The sequence below is a fragment of the Sinorhizobium glycinis genome, from assembly GCF_001651865.1.
GTDB classification, from domain to species: Bacteria; Pseudomonadota; Alphaproteobacteria; order Rhizobiales; family Rhizobiaceae; genus Sinorhizobium; species Sinorhizobium glycinis.
On sequence record NZ_LPUX01000061.1, the window covers coordinates 272247 to 288851 of the forward strand.

14 protein-coding genes are annotated in these 16605 nt (G+C 62.8%); 9 read left to right on the top strand and 5 right to left on the bottom strand.

Going from position 1 to position 16605, the window contains the following annotated elements; genetic code table 11:
- Positions 1-16: 16 nt before the first annotated feature.
- Together AU381_RS16860 and AU381_RS16865 are read right to left on the bottom strand one after the other, a co-directional pair.
- Positions 17-1123: an ABC transporter substrate-binding protein gene (locus tag AU381_RS16860; RefSeq protein ID WP_064242891.1), complete on the bottom strand. Its 1107-nt coding sequence runs from the start codon at positions 1121-1123 to the stop codon at positions 17-19.
- Between the two features lie 192 nt (positions 1124-1315).
- The gene (locus tag AU381_RS16865) at positions 1316-2194 is read right to left on the bottom strand and encodes a MurR/RpiR family transcriptional regulator (protein ID WP_082910153.1); all 879 of its coding nucleotides are present in this window, start codon (positions 2192-2194) and stop codon (positions 1316-1318) included.
- Positions 2195-2364: 170 nt separating this feature from the next.
- Between AU381_RS16865 and AU381_RS16870 the strand changes: the two genes are divergently transcribed.
- From AU381_RS16870 to AU381_RS16895, 6 genes are all read left to right on the top strand, one after another.
- Complete coding sequence (locus AU381_RS16870) at positions 2365-3138, top strand: N-formylglutamate amidohydrolase (protein WP_064242893.1); 774 nt, start codon at positions 2365-2367, stop codon at positions 3136-3138.
- A 107-nt stretch (positions 3139-3245) separates the two neighbouring features.
- Positions 3246-4793, top strand: a complete 1548-nt coding sequence (locus tag AU381_RS16875) for an amino acid permease (protein ID WP_064243130.1) — start codon at positions 3246-3248, stop codon at positions 4791-4793.
- A gap of 93 nt (positions 4794-4886) precedes the next feature.
- The gene (locus tag AU381_RS16880) at positions 4887-6251 is read left to right on the top strand and encodes a glutamine synthetase family protein (protein WP_064243131.1); all 1365 of its coding nucleotides are present in this window, start codon (positions 4887-4889) and stop codon (positions 6249-6251) included.
- A 193-nt stretch (positions 6252-6444) separates the two neighbouring features.
- Positions 6445-7830 carry an aldehyde dehydrogenase family protein gene (locus AU381_RS16885; protein WP_064242894.1) on the top strand — a complete coding sequence of 462 codons (1386 nt, stop codon included), beginning with the start codon at positions 6445-6447 and terminating at the stop codon, positions 7828-7830.
- Entirely contained in the window at positions 7827-8972 is a 1146-nt protein-coding gene (locus AU381_RS16890; protein ID WP_064242895.1) for an iron-containing alcohol dehydrogenase, read from the top strand. The genes AU381_RS16885 and AU381_RS16890 overlap by 4 nt, the downstream gene beginning before the upstream one ends.
- Before the next feature lie 201 nt (positions 8973-9173).
- Positions 9174-9887 (top strand): ParA family protein, encoded by a 714-nt coding sequence (locus AU381_RS16895; protein ID WP_064242896.1) that lies wholly within the window; start codon positions 9174-9176, stop codon positions 9885-9887.
- A 71-nt stretch (positions 9888-9958) separates the two neighbouring features.
- Here the strand turns inward: AU381_RS16895 and AU381_RS16900 are convergent, their stop codons facing one another.
- Together AU381_RS16900 and AU381_RS16905 are read right to left on the bottom strand one after the other, a co-directional pair.
- On the bottom strand, positions 9959-11248 hold the full coding sequence (locus AU381_RS16900; RefSeq protein WP_064242897.1) for an NAD(P)/FAD-dependent oxidoreductase: 1290 nt from the start codon (positions 11246-11248) through the stop codon (positions 9959-9961).
- Positions 11249-11419: 171 nt separating this feature from the next.
- Entirely contained in the window at positions 11420-12865 is a 1446-nt protein-coding gene (locus AU381_RS16905; RefSeq protein ID WP_064242898.1) for a L,D-transpeptidase family protein, read from the bottom strand.
- Positions 12866-13108: 243 nt separating this feature from the next.
- Here AU381_RS16905 and AU381_RS16910 point away from each other — a divergent pair, with 243 nt between their 5' ends.
- The 3 genes from AU381_RS16910 to AU381_RS16920 all read left to right on the top strand — a co-directional run bounded on the left by AU381_RS16910 (position 13109) and on the right by AU381_RS16920 (position 14842).
- Entirely contained in the window at positions 13109-13951 is an 843-nt protein-coding gene (locus AU381_RS16910; protein WP_064242899.1) for a DUF4432 family protein, read from the top strand.
- 72 nt (positions 13952-14023) lie between these two features.
- Positions 14024-14362, top strand: a complete 339-nt coding sequence (locus AU381_RS16915; RefSeq protein WP_064242900.1) for a protein tyrosine phosphatase family protein — start codon at positions 14024-14026, stop codon at positions 14360-14362.
- Positions 14363-14635: 273 nt separating this feature from the next.
- Complete coding sequence (locus tag AU381_RS16920) at positions 14636-14842, top strand: hypothetical protein (RefSeq protein ID WP_064242901.1); 207 nt, start codon at positions 14636-14638, stop codon at positions 14840-14842.
- 66 nt (positions 14843-14908) lie between these two features.
- Here AU381_RS16920 and AU381_RS16925 read toward each other — a convergent pair whose 3' ends face one another.
- On the bottom strand, positions 14909-16555 hold the full coding sequence (locus AU381_RS16925) for a thiamine pyrophosphate-binding protein (protein ID WP_064242902.1): 1647 nt from the start codon (positions 16553-16555) through the stop codon (positions 14909-14911).
- Positions 16556-16605 lie beyond the last annotated feature (50 nt).

The following is a 16605-nucleotide window of genomic DNA, read 5'->3' on the forward strand; positions in this document are numbered from 1 at the left end:
CATGATTGCGGAAAGCTTACTGGACGTTTGCACCGACGACGGAATCCCAACCGCCGGTCACGGCAGCCTTGTTCGCGTCGACTTCTTCCAGCGTCGGGAAGTAGGCCTTTTCATAAGCATCTGCCGGCGGCAGGGCGTCGATCAGCTCCTTCGGAACCTTGCCGTCCTTGACCATCGCGTTGAAGCGGGCCGGATGGCAGAAGCCCTTCAGCCACCCGAGCTGACCTTCGTCGGAATAGAGGTGCTCCATCCACAGCTTGGCTGCGTTCGGGTGCGGGGCATAGGCCGAGATACCCTGAACGTAGACGCCGGCCAGAACGCCGCTTGCCGGAACGACGACTTCGGTCGGCGGGTTGCCGGCCAGCGTCTTGCCCCAGCCGAGCGCGTTGTAGTCCCACGCAACGATGATGGGGGTCGAGCCCTGGGCCAGCGTGCCGGACTTGCCGATGACCGGGACGAAATTGCCGGCCTTGTTCAGTTCGGCGAAATAGGCGAGACCGGCTTCCCCGGCTTCCTTCCCGGCCTTGGCACCCTTGGCGAGGCCGGCGGCGAGTACGCCGAGGATCGCCTGGTTAGAGGCGCGCGGATCGCCGGCGAGGGCGACCTGGCCGGCATATTCGGGCTTCAGCAGATCGGCCCAGTCCTTCGGCGAATTGGCAACGAGATCCTTGTTTACGATGAAGGACATCACCCCGTAATAGTCGCCGTACCAGTGACCTTCCGCATCCTTGACGTTGTCCGGAATCTCGTCCCAGGTGGAGACCTTATAGGGCTGCAGCAGGCCTTCGGCCTTCATTTGCGGACCGAAGGCGAGCCCGACATCGACAACGTCCGGCGCCTGCGGACCCTTGTTGTCCTTGTTGGCCTTGACGGCTTCGACCTCGTCGGCCGAGCCGGCATCCGGGTTCAGTTCGTTGACCTGAATTTCCGGATACTTGGCCTTGAAGGAGGCGATGACGTCTCCATAGCCGCACCAGTCGTGGGGCAGAGCGATGGTTGTGAGCATGCCTTCCTTCTTGGCGGCGGCGATAAGCTCTTCGCTCGGTTCGGCAGCGGCCACTGCCATGGTTGCCAGCAGCATGGCGGTCGAGAGCGAGAGCAGGCGTTGAGTCTTTGAAATCACTGGTGTTCTCCTTATCGGTTTTCAGTCAATTTCGGCGATGCTGTTAAAGTGGCGCGATGAAACTTGTGTGACAGGCCTTTTTCCCCTTTGTGGCGAGAACGCCGTTTCGGGAGAGCTGTCCTCCAAGGGGTGCACGGCGCGCCTTGCACCTTCGTTCCTTCGTCCGGACATTCAGATCTCGGCCGGTACCTCCTAGCCTGGCTTGCGAAAGATGCGTGTCGAATCGAAGAGGCCCTCGAGCGTCTTCATTCGGTCCCTCGTTTCGTCCCAATTCGAGCTCTGCACTGCCTCGATCAGCGCCTCGACGAGAAACAGCAGCATGACCGAGCTGTCCCAGGCCGAAGGCGCCTCGATCTGGGCGCGGAAGACCTTGGACGCGGGCTTTGCGACCGGCGAACCCCATTGGTCGGTGAAAAGGATGATCTCGACGCCCCGGTTGCGGGCGGAGCGGGCGAGGGTCTCCATCTCCTGCTCATAGCGGCGGATATCGAACAGGATGAGGACGTCGCCCTGTTTCATGTCGAGCACATAGTGCGGCCAGGAGCTCGGATTGGCAGCGATCTGCGTGACGCCGGTGCGGATGACCTGGAGATGGGTGAAGAGATAATCGGCCATCGACCGGGTGATACGGCCGCCGACAACATAGACATTTCGCTTGCGATCGGCGACGAGGCCCGCCGCCTGATCGAATTCGACAGGCTCGATCTGCGACAGCGTCTGGCGCATGTTTCCCATCATGGCATCGGCGAAGCGGTTGAGGATGTGGGTGCCCGGTGCGCTTGCCGCCCAGCGATCGTGCTTGGCGATCGGATTGGAGATCGTCGCCTCCAGTTCCTGGTGGAGCCTTGCCTGAAAATCAGGAAAGCCGCGGAAACCCAGCTTCTGCACCATGCGCGCCACAGTTGGCGTCGAAACGCCGGCATTCTCGGCGACCGTGGTGATCGAGCCAAGACCGGAGACCGGATAGTTGTCGAGAAGTGTCTCCGCCAAGCGCTTCTCGGCGCGCGTCAGCGCCGCGAAATGTGCGTTGATCACATCCGACACCGTCATGGATGCCGTGTTGCCGTTCAATATCATGCCCCTCAGCCGGTCTTTGCCAGCTTGAAGGAAATTAAACATCGCTGCCGCAATCGGAGTCAATGGGAAACTGAAAAGATCGTTTCAGATTTTTATTGACACCCGCCGATTCGTGAAGAATTCTTTTCAACAACATCGTCCGACGAGGCAAATGGGGGCCGGATTTGTCGGGGCTTTTGACGCAGGCAGAGGGCGATCCGGTCGCCATTGAGAATGCCGACGCGAAGGGAGACTTCCTCTTCGTCTGCGAGCACGCGTCCAGCCGTCTGCCCGTGCGGCTCGGGACGCTCGGACTTTCCAGGGAAGCGCTTGAGAGCCATATCGCCTGGGACCCTGGCGCGCTGGCGGTATCCAAGCTGCTTGCCGAGAAGCTGGACGGTACGCTCATCCACCAGCGTTTTTCGCGCCTCGTCTATGACTGCAACAGGCCGCCCGAGTCCGACGCGGCAACGCCCGTCATCAGCGAGATCTACGAGGTGCCGGGGAACCGGGCAATGTCGGCCGCGGAGCGCCAGGCGCGCATCGACGAGATTTATCTGCCGTTCCGCGACGCGGTGTCCGAGTTCGTCATCAGCCGCAAGGCGGCGGGCCGGGTTCCCATCCTCGTCACCATGCACAGCTTCACGCCGGTTTATTTCGGCAGGCCGCGCAGCGTCGAGCTCGGGATTCTTCACGACGCCGACAGCCGGCTCGCCGATCGCATGCTGGCGGTCGCCACGACCGGCGAGGTCGCATACGACATCCGTCGCAACGAGCCCTACGGGCCGGCGGACGGGGTAACGCACAGCTTGATCGAATATGGCGTCCGTCATGGGCTGCCGAATGTAATGATCGAGATCAGGAACGATCTCATCCTGAACGAGGTCGGCCAGAGGGTCATGGCCGATTATCTGGAAGGGCTGCTCGCCAGAAGCGCGGCCACCCTTCCGAAAAGATAAAAAGACCCAGGGGAGCGGCAAAGCCGCGGTTCTGTTCCCGTGCCGGAACAGGTGGTGACATGACCTTTCGCAATGGCGCGCCGGGTCAGGAGAAACAGGGGAAAAAGATGTCAGACTACACCGATGTCGATAAGAAGCAGGATCTGCACATCCTGCATTCGATGGGTTATGCGCAGGAACTCGAGCGGCGAATGAGCCAGTTCTCGAATTTCGCCGTATCCTTCTCAATCATCTGCATTCTTTCCGGCGGCATCAACTCGCTGGCGCAGGCGACCTCCGGCGCTGGCGGTGCCTCGATCGGTATCGGCTGGCCGCTTGGATGCTTCATCTCCCTCGTCTTCGCGGTTGCCATGGCGCAGATCAGCTCCGCCTATCCGACCGCCGGCGGCCTCTATCACTGGGGCTCGATCCTCGGGAACCGCTTCACCGGCTGGTTGACGGCGTGGTTCAACCTCCTCGGCCTGGTCACCGTTCTCGGCGCCATCAACGTCGGCACCTATTATTTCTTCATGGGTTCGTTCGGCACGCCCTATTTCGGCCTGGAAGACACGACCACGACCCGCATCATCTTCCTGACGATCATCACCGGCGCGCAGGCCCTGGTGAACCATATGGGCATCGGCCTGACGGCGAAGCTCACCGACTTCTCGGGCTATCTGATTTTCGCCACGGCGATCCTCCTTGCCGTTGTCTGCCTTGCCGCGGCCGACACCTATGAGATCGGCAGGCTCTTCACCTTCTCGAATTATTCCGGCGAGGCGGGCGGCAACGTCTGGCCGCAGACCTCCGGAACCTGGGTGTTCCTGCTCGGCCTGCTGCTGCCGATCTACACGATCACCGGCTACGACGCCTCGGCCCATACTTCGGAAGAGACGGTCAAGGCCGCCGAATCGGTGCCGCGCGGCATGGTCTCCTCGGTGCTCTGGTCCGCGCTCTTCGGCTACATCATGCTCTGCTCCTTCGTGCTGATGATCCCGAACATGGACGAGGCAGCCAAGCAGGGCTGGAACGTCTTCTTCTGGGCGATGGACGCGCAAGTCCATCCGGTCATCAAGGATATTCTCTACCTCGCCATCTTCGTCAGTCAGTGGCTGTGCGGCCTGGCGACCGTCACCTCGGTCTCGCGTATGATCTTCGCCTTCTCGCGCGATGGCGGCCTGCCGGCCTCGAAGGCGCTTTCGAAGGTAAGCCCCACCTATCGCTCGCCCGTTGCCGCGATCTGGACGGGCTCGATCCTTTCCGTGCTGTTCGTCTGGGGCTCTTCGCTCGTCTCGATCGGCGAAACGCCGGTCTATACGATTGTCGTCTCCTGCACCGTCATCTTCCTGTTCTTCTCCTTCGCGATCCCGATCACGCTCGGCCTGTTCGCCTGGGGAACCTCGAAGTGGGACAAGATGGGGCCGTGGAACCTCGGCGAAGGAATGTTCAAGCTGTTTGCGATCCTTTCGATCGTCGCCATGGTGCTGATCTTCGTGCTCGGCATTCAGCCGCCGAACGACTGGGCGCTCTACATCACCGTCGGCTTCCTCGTCGTAACCGGCATCATCTGGTACGGCTTCGAGAGCCGCCGGTTCCGCGGGCCGCCGATCGGCGACGAGGTCGCGCGCCGCCAGGCGGAGATCGCTGCTGCCGAGAAGGCTGTCGGGGAAGTCTAAGGAGATGAAAAGAGAGCGGAGATCGCGCTCGCGATCTCCGCTTCGCATTGGCGGCTATCGGAACGGCCGCGCCGAAACATGGGATTTGCTTTCATGAGCTACTCGTTCGAAGAATTGAAAGAGGATGTCGCCGCCGGCCGCATCGACACGGTGCTCGCCTGCCAGGTGGACATGCAAGGCCGCCTGATGGGCAAGCGATTTCACGCGCAATATTTCGTCGACAGCGCCTGGAAGGAAACGCATAGCTGCAACTACCTGCTGGCGACGGACATGGAGATGGAAACCGTCCCCGGCTACAAGGCGACGAGCTGGGAGAAGGGCTACGGCGACTACACGATGAAGCCGGACCTTGCGACGCTTCGGCGCATCCCTTGGCTCGAGGGCACGGCGCTGGTTCTATGCGACGTTCTCGATCACCATACGCATGAGGAGGTGCCGCATTCGCCGCGCGCCATCCTCAAGAAGCAGGTTGCGCGCCTCGAGGCCATGGGTTTCAAGCCCTTCATGGCGAGCGAGCTCGAATTCTTCCTTTTCGATCAGTCCTACGAAGACGCGCGGCTCTCCGGATACCGCGATCTGCAACTCGCCAGCGGCTATAACGAGGACTACCACATCTTCCAGACCACCAAGGAGGAAGATGTGATGCGGGCGATCCGCAACGGCCTGCAGGGCGCGGACATTCCGGTCGAGAATTCCAAGGGCGAAGCCTCCGCCGGCCAGGAGGAAATCAACGTCCGCTATGCCGACGCTCTGACCATGGCCGACCGCCACGCCATCATCAAGAACGGCTGCAAGGAGATTGCCTGGTCGCGGGGCAAGGCGATCACCTTCCTCGCCAAGTGGAACTATTCCGCCGCCGGCTCCTCGTCGCACATTCACCAGTCGCTCTGGAGCCTCGACGGCAAGACGCCGCTGTTCTACGACAAGGAGGGGCGTTACGGCATGTCCGGGCTGATGCGGCACTATGTGGCCGGGTTGCTCGCCCATGCGAGCGAGATCACCTATTTCCTGGCGCCTTACATCAATTCCTACAAGCGCTTCATGGCCGGGACCTTCGCGCCGACGAAAGCGATCTGGAGCAAGGACAACCGCACCGCCGGCTATCGCCTGTGCGGCGACGAAACCAAGGCGATCCGCATCGAATGCCGGGTCGGCGGCTCCGACCTCAACCCGTATCTTGCCTTTGCGGCTCTGATCGCTGCCGGCATTTCCGGCATCGAGAACAAGATGGAGCTGGAAGCGCCCTTCGTCGGAGATGCCTACCACGGCAAGGACGTGCGCGAAATTCCGCATACGCTCAGGGCGGCAACCGAGGCGCTGACGGGTTCGAAAATGCTGCGGGAGGCCTTCGGCGAAGAGGTGATCGACCACTATACCCGCGCGGCGCAGTGGGAGCAGGAGGAATACGACCGGCGCGTCACCGATTGGGAGGTCGCGCGCGGGTTCGAAAGGGCGTAGGGCATTACCCCTCCCCAACCCCTCCCCACAAGGGGAAGGGGCTTCGCGGCGGCACCGTCTCGCCCACCCGGCGTTTCCCCAGGTGGCAACGCTTCAGGTCAGAAAGGCGAGGGTGCGGCAGTGTAGCCCCTCCCCCTTGTGGGGAGGGGTTGGGGAGGGGACTTTATTTGAAAGCAGAAACAGGAAGACCATCATGACGATGATCAGATGCATTTCGCCGGTCAATGGCGAGGTCTATGCCGAGCGGCCTGCAATGCCGCTGGAACTCGCCAACCAGGCGGTTGCGCAGGCGCGGCTGGCGCAGAAAAGCTGGGCGAAGCGGCCGCTCGACGAGCGTGTCAAGCTGGTGCTCGCCGGCGTCGCGCGGCTCAACGAGATGGTCGACGAGGTGGTGCCGGAGCTTGCTTGGCAGATGGGCCGGCCGGTGCGCTATGGCGGCGAGTTCAAGGGCTTCAACGAGCGCTCCAACTACGTGGCCTCGATCGCGGCCGACGCGCTGAAGCCGCTTGTCGTAGAGGAGAGCGACCGCTTCGAGCGGCGCATCGAACGCGAGCCGCATGGCGTCGTCTTCGTCATCGCGCCGTGGAACTATCCCTACATGACGGCGATCAACACGGTGGCACCGGCGCTGATGGCCGGCAACACGGTAGTGCTCAAGCATGCCAGCCAGACGATCCTGGTCGGCGAGCGCATGGTGCGCGCCTTCGTCGAGGCGGGCGTTCCGGCGGACGTCTTCCAGAACCTGTTCCTGGACCACGAGACGACCGCGGCGCTGATCGCGGCCAGGAGTTTCGACTTCATCAACTTCACCGGCTCGGTCGAAGGCGGGCGTTCGATCGAACGCGCGGCGGCCGGCACCTTTACCGGTCTTGGCCTCGAACTCGGGGGCAAGGATCCGGGCTACGTGATGGCGGACGCCGATCTCGATGCCGCCGTCGACACACTGATGGATGGCGCGACCTACAATTCCGGCCAGTGCTGTTGCGGCATCGAGCGCATCTACGTGCATGAATCGCTCTACGACGCCTTCGTCGAGAAATCCGTCGCCTGGGTTTCCAACTACAAGCTCGGCAACCCGCTCGATGCCGAAACGACGCTCGGTCCGATGGCCAACAAGCGCTTTGCCGCGACCGTGCGCAACCAGATCGCCGACGCGGTTTCAAAGGGCGCCAAGGCGCTGATCGACCCGAAGCTGTTCCCGCAGGACGATGGCGGCGCCTATCTCGCGCCGCAGATCCTCGTCGATGTCGATCATTCAATGGAGTTCATGCGTGAGGAGACCTTCGGTCCCGCCGTCGGCATCATGAAGGTGAAGAACGATGCTCAGGCGATCGAGTTGATGAACGACAGCCAATACGGTCTTACCGTTTCGCTCTGGACCAAGGATGCGGAACGTGCCGCCCGGATCGGTGCAGAGCTGGAAACCGGCACCGTGTTCATGAACCGCGCCGACTATCTCGATCCAGCGCTCTGCTGGACCGGCGTCAAGGAAACGGGCCGCGGCGGCTCGCTCTCGGTCCTCGGGTTCCACAATCTCACCCGTCCGAAATCCTACCATCTGAAGAAAGCCACAGCATGACGATTACCGCGAACTGGAGCTACCCGACCGCCATTAAGTTCGGCGCCGGCCGAATCAAGGAGCTTGCCGACCATTGCAAGGCCGTCGGCATGAAAAAACCGCTGCTGATCACCGATCGCGGACTTGCACCGATGGCGATCACGCAGAATGCGCTGGAAATTCTGGAAGCCGGTGGCCTCGGGCGTGCCATCTTCGCCGAGGTCGATCCGAACCCGAACGACGTCAACCTCGAGGCCGGGATCAGAGCCTTCAAGGATGGCGGGCATGATGGTGTCGTTGCCTTCGGCGGCGGTTCGGGTCTCGACCTCGGCAAATGCGTCGCCTTCATGGCCGGTCAGACGCGGCCCGTCTGGGATTTCGAGGACATCGGCGACTGGTGGACGCGTGCGAGCGTCGAGGGCATTGCGCCGATCATCGCCGTGCCGACGACCGCTGGGACCGGCTCCGAAGTGGGGCGGGCGAGCGTCATCACCAATTCGGCGGACCACGTGAAGAAGGTGATCTTCCACCCGAAATTCCTGCCGGCCGTGACGATCTGCGATCCGGAACTGACGGTCGGCATGCCGAAGGTCATCACCGCCGGTACCGGCATGGACGCCTTCGCCCATTGCCTGGAGGCCTATTCCTCACCCTTCTATCACCCGATGTCCGCCGGTATCGCGCTCGAAGGCATGCGGCTCGTCAAGGAATACTTGCCGCGCGCCTATAGGGACGGCACCGACATCGAGGCGCGCGCCAATATGATGAGCGCGGCAGCGATGGGCGCGGTCGCCTTCCAGAAGGGACTCGGCGCGATCCACTCGCTCTCGCATCCGGTCGGCGCCATCTACAACACCCATCACGGCATGACCAACGCCGTCGTCATGCCGCCGGTGCTACGCTTCAACCGACCCGCAATCGAGGAGAAGATCGCGCGTGCCGCGGCCTATCTCGGTATCGCCGGCGGGTTCGACGGCTTCTACGATTATGTGCTGCAACTGCGCGAGGAACTCGGCGTTCCGAACAAGCTCGCCGCACTCGGCGTTGGTACCGACCGCATCGATGAGATGGCGGAGATGGCGATCGTCGATCCGACGGCCGGCGGCAATCCGGTGGAATTGACGCTGGATGCGGCGAAGAAGCTCTTTGCCGAGTGCATCTGAGCCATCGCATTAATTTTTTCGAGGCCCGGGAGACGTTGATTTCCCGGGCTTTTTTGCGCGGACAGGGGCGCTCGCCGGGCGAAGCTGTTAATCTTTGCCGGCGAAAATTTCCATTTTGTTAACCATGTTCTGAAAGGTTCTCTTAATCGAGCCTGCCCCGAAGCCGGGGCGACGGGGCACTGAGAGAATGAGGTGGTTAAGATGGCGGTCATTACATTGGCCAACGCAAAGGGCGGCGCCGGCAAGACGACGGCTGCCTTGATCCTGGCGACGGAACTGGCCCGGCAGGGCAACCGCGTGGTGATCCTGGATGCCGATCCGCAGCGGTGGATCACCAGCTGGTCCGAGGTCTCCGGCCATGTCGCCAATCTCGAGGTGATCTCGCATATCACGCCCGCTTCGCTGCCTTGTCATATCCGCGAGTTGAAGGACGAGGCTGATTTCATCGTGATCGACCTCGCAGGCGCGAAGGACGCGATCGTTGCGCTGGCGCTCGGGCTTTCCGATCAGGTGCTGATCCCGGTTCAGGGCTGTGCCATGGACGCGCGTGGGGCGGTGCAGATTCTGGAGCTCATTCGTCAGATCGAACAGAAGGCGCGCGTGCGCATCAATCACTCGGTGGTCCTGACGCGCGTCAATTCGCTGGTGACGACGCGGGCGCTACAGGCGATCAAGGCGCTGCTCGCCTCGCGGGGCGTCTCTGTCCTCGACACGCCCATCATCGAACGCGCTGCCTATCGCGAAATCTTCGAATGCGGCGGCACATTGCAGTCCATGGACGCAAACCGCGTCAGCAACCTCGACAAGGCGCGGGAAAACGCATTCGCGCTTGCCAGCGAGGTCCAAAACTTGCTGCCCGTAACGCCACGCCGCGCCCTGATGTCCCGCCTGCGCTCTTTGCCGCGGGCGGCTTGATATCCGCTCGGCCCATGTTGCCTCCCAAGGCCGACCGGAGCTGACAAAGGTCGTTCCGGTCGAAACCTCCGTCAGAACCGCCCGTCTATGAAGTGCTTGGCTTGGGCCCCAGCGTGGTAGAAAGCGGATTTCACGTTCCGCCACGGGTCCGGCGTGATCGGGGACTCGGCAAGCGGGATCGCCGAGACGTCGCCGGTGACATGGCGGGCAAGGGCGCGGCCGAAAACTGTGCCGGGGGCGATGCCGCGACCGTTGTAGCCGCTGATGGAGACGACATTCGGCGCAAGCACGTGCATGACCGGCAGGTGATTGATGGTCATGCCGATGCGGCCGTCCCACCAATATTCGAAGCGGAAATCGCCGATATAGGGGAAGAGCTTGCGCACCGAACGCGCCGCGAAGGCGCGATGCGTCCCCGCGGCGATCGCGTCGAGGCGGCCGACAGAGCCGAAGATCAGCCGGTTCTGCTGATCCATGCGGAACGACGTCATGACGAGGCCCGTGTCCCAGGCGCCCTGGCGCTCGGGGAGGATTCGGCCGGCGACATCGTCCGGCAGCGGATTGGTCGCGACCTGAAAAAAGGGCAGGACCGTGAGTTCCTGAGTCTGTGTCCTCCACGGCGCGCCGTCAATGAGCGCGCCATAGGCTTCGGTGGCGACGATGACATGCCGGGCCGTAAGCGTGCCTCTGCCGGCCGTCAGCTTCCAGCCGTCGCCGCGACGCTCGGCGGCAACGAGTGGCGTATCCGTATAGATCCGGGCGCCTGCGGTCAGTGCAGCCCGTGCCAGGCCGCGCGCATAGGCGAGCGGCTGGATCGTGCCGGCCCGCCGGTCGAGCAGTGCGCCGGCAAAACCTTCGGCACCGGAAAGGGCATGTGCCTTCTCGGCCGAAAGCACCTCCACCGGCGCGCCGCGCTTCTTCCACTGGGCCTCGCGCTCCTGGATGTCCTTAAGCCCATCGGCTCCGACGGCCATATGCAGCGTTCCGTTGCGCACCGCTTCGCACTGGACGCCATGACGGTCGACAAGGTCGTAGACGAGCGAGGGGCCGTCGCCGAGCTCGTTCAGCAAGCGCCCTCCGGCCTGCGCACCGAGCGTGGCTATCAGATCTTCGGGTTTCACCCACATGCCGGCATTGACCAGGCCGACATTGCGGCCGGAGCCGCCGTAGCCGATCATGCGGGCCTCGATCACCGCGGCCTGGATGCCCATTTCGGCGAGATGCAGTGCAGCCGAAAGCCCGGTGAAACCGCCGCCGATGATCGCGACGTCGGTTGTCAGGTCATCGGCAAGCTGGGTCGTTTCCGGAGCGGCCGGTGCTGTCGCATGCCAGAGATTGGGAAGAGGGCGCTCCGTCGCCATTGCGGGCCTTTCTTTGCGGTGATCAGGGGTTCCTTGCCTTTGATAGAACCATCAGAGCAAAGTTTTTCATGACAATGTTTCATGAAGTCATGAGGCCGACAATGCTGGGGCAAGCAGGAAATTGGGCGATCCCTCGCGCGGCTCCGCCCTAACTGTGGCGCAGGCCAACTATTAATAAGGAATCAAAACATCTGCTGAGTCGGCCGAAATCGGCGCCCCCGGCTCGTCGACGAACTCGACGGTCACGCCGGGGCTGACCATCTTGCCGAGCTCGGTCGCGTCCCAGTTGGTCAGCCGGATGCAGCCGTGGCTCTGGGTCTTGCCGATCTTCGATGGGTCCGGGGTTCCGTGGATACCGTAGGTCGGCCGCGAAAGCGCAATCCAGACCGTACCAACCGGACCGTTCGGTCCCGGCTGCAGTTGCAGGATCTTGTCGTTTGCGCCCTGCTTGAAATTGATCTTCGGATTGTAGGTGTAACCCGGATCGAAGGCTATCCGCTCGACCGCAACTGTACCCGACGGTGAAGGCGTATCGGCCGAACCGATGGTCGATGGGTAGGCGGCGATGAGCTTGCCTGTGTCGTCATAGGCGAAGACCTGCTTGCGACCCTTGTCGGCGATGATCCGCGCCACCTTGCCCGCTTTGTTCGGGCCGGGGTTGATGACCTTGATCGTGGTGCCCGGGATGGAGAAGTCGACGCCCGGGTTGAGCTCGCGCAAATAGCCCTCGTCCATGTGGAATTTCTCGCCGAGCATCTCGGCGGTGGACGTGAAGGAAAGATGCGGAAGCTGCGCCTTGTGGGCATAGTCTTCAGGGATCGAGGCGACGTAAGGCCCGGCCGCGTCGGCGGCGGTGATCGTATAGGTGGTGATCGGCAGTCCGCCATTGAAGCGCAGCCGCTCGAGAATGTCCTCGGTATTGTTCGGGTCGAGCTTCTCTCCGGTCGCCTGCTGCCAGGCCTCGATCGCCTTGGTGACGTTCGAGCCCATCTTGCCATCGATGACGCCGGGCGAGAAACCTTCGCGGTCGAGGAAGACCTGAAGCGCGGTAATTTCGGCGCGCGACTTGCCCTTCATCTCGATCGCCGGCGGCATCGGCTGGCCCAGCGGGTCCTGGGACTGCGGATCATAGGCGGCCTGCTCTTCGCCGAGCGTCGGCAGGCTGTTCGGAAGTTCTTCGCGCTCCACCGGGGCAGGCGTAGCGTCACGGTAACCCGGAACAGTGCCGGTGAATTCGCCGGGCTCGGAATAGCCGTAGCCGCGCTCGCGGCGCTTGGAATAGCTGTCGTCCTCGTATTCGCGGCGGCGCACGCCATAGCCTTCGTTCGGCACGACCATGGCGACGACATTGCCCCACGGATCCACGAGCACCGTCCGGCCACGGCGGTCGCGCACCGCGTGAACCTCGTCCGGTCCGGGCATATAATCGAGAATATCGCCCTCGGGAGTAACCAGCATCACATCGCCGTCTCCCCAATAGCCTCCATAGCCCTCCTGGGCGCGTGCGGGCGCGAGCTCCACGGAGAAAAGGCCGAGTGCGGCGAGAAGCGAAAGTCCGGTGCGGGTCGCTGACACGAGAGAACCTGTTTTCATGGTGGCTGCCTTGCGGCGGTACATACCGATTTCGACGTTAATGTGGAAAAAATGAATTCATTATGAACGATCCCTTAAAATCTCGCTAGGCGAGCTTCCGAGCCGTTGCAACACCTACCCCTGGAAGACGGGAACTGCCTTTCCACTCCTTGAATCATAACGCTTTTCTTTCCGGATGGTTCAATTCGGAGGATCGTGTCCCAGGGGAAGGGGCTGCGCTATCATACCCTCGCGATCCGTGATTCTGGGGGCGAACTGGAGACGAGAATGCAGACCTTCCTAGGCCCCGATAGTGGCGTGGAGAGCCATCTTCTGTTTGACCGTTCCTCGGCGCTCGACATTGCCGCCTTCGTCACGGCGGGCATTGACCTGTCCCCGGGGGACGCGATCCCCTCCGACGGCGACGCACGGATCGATCGTGCGCTGGCGGGGTTTCTTTTCACCTGTGGTCCCGACCATATCCGCCATCCGGAGCCGGTGGAGGGGCGTGGCGATCACGTGTGCTATCCATTGCACGGTTCCCTTTCGGGTACGCCGGTCACTCGGGCGGAGATGTCCCCTGATGGTTTGCGCTGCTCGGCGTTCACGGAAGTCGATCTCGCATGCGGCGGCAGGGCGGCGATCGAGCGGGTTTGGCAAGTCGACGAGAATGGGCATGGCGTGATGCTCAAGGACCGCGTCGTCAACATCGGCGCTTCCGCCTTCGCGCCGATGATGATGTATCACATGAACATCGCCGGCCGACTGGTCGGCGATGAAACACGGATCGAAAGCCTTTCGCTTGAAGACGGATCGCTTGCCTGGCGCTTTGGCGAGGGGCAGAGCGCACATTTCTGCCTTCCAGCCTTCGCCGGCGCCGACCGATGGTCGGAGGTTTCGCTTTGCTCGCTGCCGGGCCTTCGGGGACGCTCCCTCCATGTCCGGTTCCGAGCCGACACGCTGCCGTTCCTGCAGATGTGGCGCTGCCAGCGCGGCGGTGCGGACGTCATCAGCATCGAGCCGGCATCGCATCGCCTGGCGCGGCGGACGGAGCTTTCCGCGAGAGGCGAGCTCGATTTCATGGAGCCCGGTCAGTCACGCAATTACGCGCTCGCCTTCCAGGCCGCCTGAAGTGCTCGGCAATTGACGTGGCCGGGCGTGCGGCCTACACCAAGACAAAGTTACTCGTGAGGAAACGTCACCATGGACATTCGCCAGATCAACGATGAGTACTCGGTCTCCGGCCAGATCACGGTCGAAGACCTCGACGAGATCAAGGCGCTCGGCTTCAAGTCCATCGTCTGCCACCGTCCGGATTTCGAGGCTCCCGACCAGCCGACTTTCGACGCGATCGCCGCACGCGCCGAGGAACTCGGCCTGGATATTGCTCATATCCCGGTCGGCCCCATGGGTGTGACGGCCGACGCCGTTACCCGCATGGTCGACGCACTCGACGAATTCCAGCGCCCGATGCTCGGCTATTGCCGTTCCGGCGCTCGCTCCACTGCCGTCTACCAGCAGACACAGCACATTCGCAGCTAGGCCCGCCCGGCGATCGATCGTTCGTTTGGCGGCAAAAGTCGGACAGGCGAATGGCCGCTTTTCACTGTCTCCCACCCATATTTGGTGCTATATTGAATCTGTTCGATCGAGGGCGCCGGCGCCCTGTGAAGATCGTTCGCTTGGAGCGCGCTTGGCCCAAACAAGCGCGCTTTCGCATTTCAGACGCCGTTCCCGCTTGTCGCGCAAATGTTTGACGTCGCCGTCCCGTCGGAGGTGCGAGCTCTCGGCGGGCAGCTTTTGAGGACATCGGCCATGGATCCCTTCAATAGCTTCAGAGACTATCCGATCCTTCCCGGCCACGTAGCGATGCTTGAGGGCCTTTTGAACAGGGCGCTGGCAGAGCGCAATGTGTCGATCGGCAGCGAGGAGGCCGACCAACTCGCCAGGAAGATCGTCAAGCTTTATCAGATCGGGGTCAAAGAGCCGGACCAGCTTTGGGAGATGATCCGGACAGTCTAAAAGCGCCAGGAAGTGCCGGCGCCCGCTCCGCGCCGGGCTCCATTTTTGGACCCCCGTCTTTTCCCCTCAGCCCTTGCGTATTTCACTCAGCGTCCGCGTCGGCGTGATCGCCTCCCGGTCGAGCTTGATCTCGACGATCGCCGGTTTGCCGCTGGCACGCGCTCTCAGGAAAGCGTCCGCGAACTCTTCCGTGCGCTCGACTGTCTCGCCATGGCCGCCATAGGCGCGGGCAAGCGACGCAAAATCTGGATTTGTCAGGTCCGTGGCGCTGACGCGGCCGGGATATTCCCGCTCCTGATGCATGCGGATCGTGCCGTAGATGCCGTTGTTGATGACGAGCACGATGATCGGCAGGTTGTAGCGGATTGCTGTGGCGAATTCCTGGCCATGCATGAGGAAACAGCCGTCACCGGCAAAGCAGATGACTTCACGGTCTCGGTGGAGGTGTTTCGCCGCGACCGCGGCCGGCAGGCCGTAGCCCATCGAGCCGGATGCAGGCGCGGCTTGCGTGCCGTAGCGGCGGAAGCGGTGGAAGCGATGCAGCCATGTGGCGTAATTGCCGGCGCCGTTGGTAAAGATCGTGTCCGGTGCGGTATGGGCCTCGATCCAGTTCATGATCGGTCCCATCTGCACCTCGCCCGGTCCCGTCTCCGGCGGTGTCGACCACTTGACATAGGTTTCGTGCATGGCGGCCGTGCGTTGCGCCCAGACCGGCTTGGCGGCGGGCTCTACGTCGGCCAGCGCCGCGACGAAATCGCGCGGGCTCGCGACGATCGCCAGGTCCGGCCGATAGACGCGGCCGAGTTCCGACGGATCGGGATGAACATGCACCAGCGTCTGCTTCGGATAGGGCACGTCGAGGAGGGTGTAGGAGGAGGAGGGCATCTCCGAGAAGCGCCCGCCCAGAAGCAGGACGAGATCGGCCTCCGTGATTTCCTTCGCCAGCGCTGGATTGACGCCGATGCCGACATCGCCGGCATACATCGGATGCAGGTGGTCGAAGAGCATTTGGCGGCGGAAGGAGCAGCCGACCGGAAGATGCCAGCGTTCGGCGAAACGCTGGAGATCGGCAACGCTTTCGACCGACCAGCGCGTGCCGCCGAGAATCGCGATCGGCCGTTTGGCGTCCGAGAGGAGCGCCGCAAAGCGGGCGATCTGGCTTGGCCCCGGATGGCCTTCGACGGGCTGGTAGGGGCGTGCGGCGGGGGCTTCCGTGTTCTCGGTGAGCATGTCCTCTGGCAGCGTCAGCACCACCGGGCCGGGACGGCCGGAGGTCGCGACGGCAAAGGCACGTGTCACGAATTCAGGGATCCGGGCCGGATCGTCGATCTCGCCCATCCATTTTGCCACCTCGGTCAGGGCGCGGCGATATTCGATCTCCTGAAAAGCCTCGCGTTCGCGGGCGTCGCGCTGCACCTGGCCGATGAAGAGGATCATCGGCACCGAATCCTGGCGGGCAACATGGAGCCCGGCCGAGGCATTGGTGGCGCCGGGGCCACGCGTGACCATGCAGATACCCGGTTCGCCCGTCAGCCGGCCCCAGGTATCCGCCATCATCGCCGCACCGCCTTCCTGGCGGCAGACGACGATGTCGATGTCGGTGTCGTAGAGCGCATCGAGAACGGCCAGATAGCTTTCGCCCGGCACGCAGGAGATGCGCCTCACACCGTTTGCGACCAGCGCCTCGACCACCAGTTGCCCACCCGTTTTCATGCCGGCACCTCCCAATGCTTATCCGCGTTTCGGAATTCAGATCGCCCCCG

Excerpts from the sequence above, each read along its gene's own strand:
- AU381_RS16875 (WP_064243130.1), top strand. The coding sequence starts at position 3,246 with ATGTCAGACTACACCGATGTCGATAAGAAGCAGGATCTGCACATCCTG.
- AU381_RS16905 (WP_064242898.1), bottom strand. The coding sequence starts at position 12,865 with ATGTACCGCCGCAAGGCAGCCACCATGAAAACAGGTTCTCTCGTGTCA.
- AU381_RS16890 (WP_064242895.1), top strand. The coding sequence starts at position 7,827 with ATGACGATTACCGCGAACTGGAGCTACCCGACCGCCATTAAGTTCGGC.
- AU381_RS16880 (WP_064243131.1), top strand. The coding sequence starts at position 4,887 with ATGAGCTACTCGTTCGAAGAATTGAAAGAGGATGTCGCCGCCGGCCGC.
- AU381_RS16895 (WP_064242896.1), top strand. The coding sequence starts at position 9,174 with ATGGCGGTCATTACATTGGCCAACGCAAAGGGCGGCGCCGGCAAGACG.
- AU381_RS16900 (WP_064242897.1), bottom strand. The coding sequence starts at position 11,248 with ATGGCGACGGAGCGCCCTCTTCCCAATCTCTGGCATGCGACAGCACCG.
- AU381_RS16885 (WP_064242894.1), top strand. The coding sequence starts at position 6,445 with ATGACGATGATCAGATGCATTTCGCCGGTCAATGGCGAGGTCTATGCC.
- AU381_RS16920 (WP_064242901.1), top strand. The coding sequence starts at position 14,636 with ATGGATCCCTTCAATAGCTTCAGAGACTATCCGATCCTTCCCGGCCAC.
- AU381_RS16915 (WP_064242900.1), top strand. The coding sequence starts at position 14,024 with ATGGACATTCGCCAGATCAACGATGAGTACTCGGTCTCCGGCCAGATC.
- AU381_RS16910 (WP_064242899.1), top strand. The coding sequence starts at position 13,109 with ATGCAGACCTTCCTAGGCCCCGATAGTGGCGTGGAGAGCCATCTTCTG.
- AU381_RS16925 (WP_064242902.1), bottom strand. The coding sequence starts at position 16,555 with ATGAAAACGGGTGGGCAACTGGTGGTCGAGGCGCTGGTCGCAAACGGT.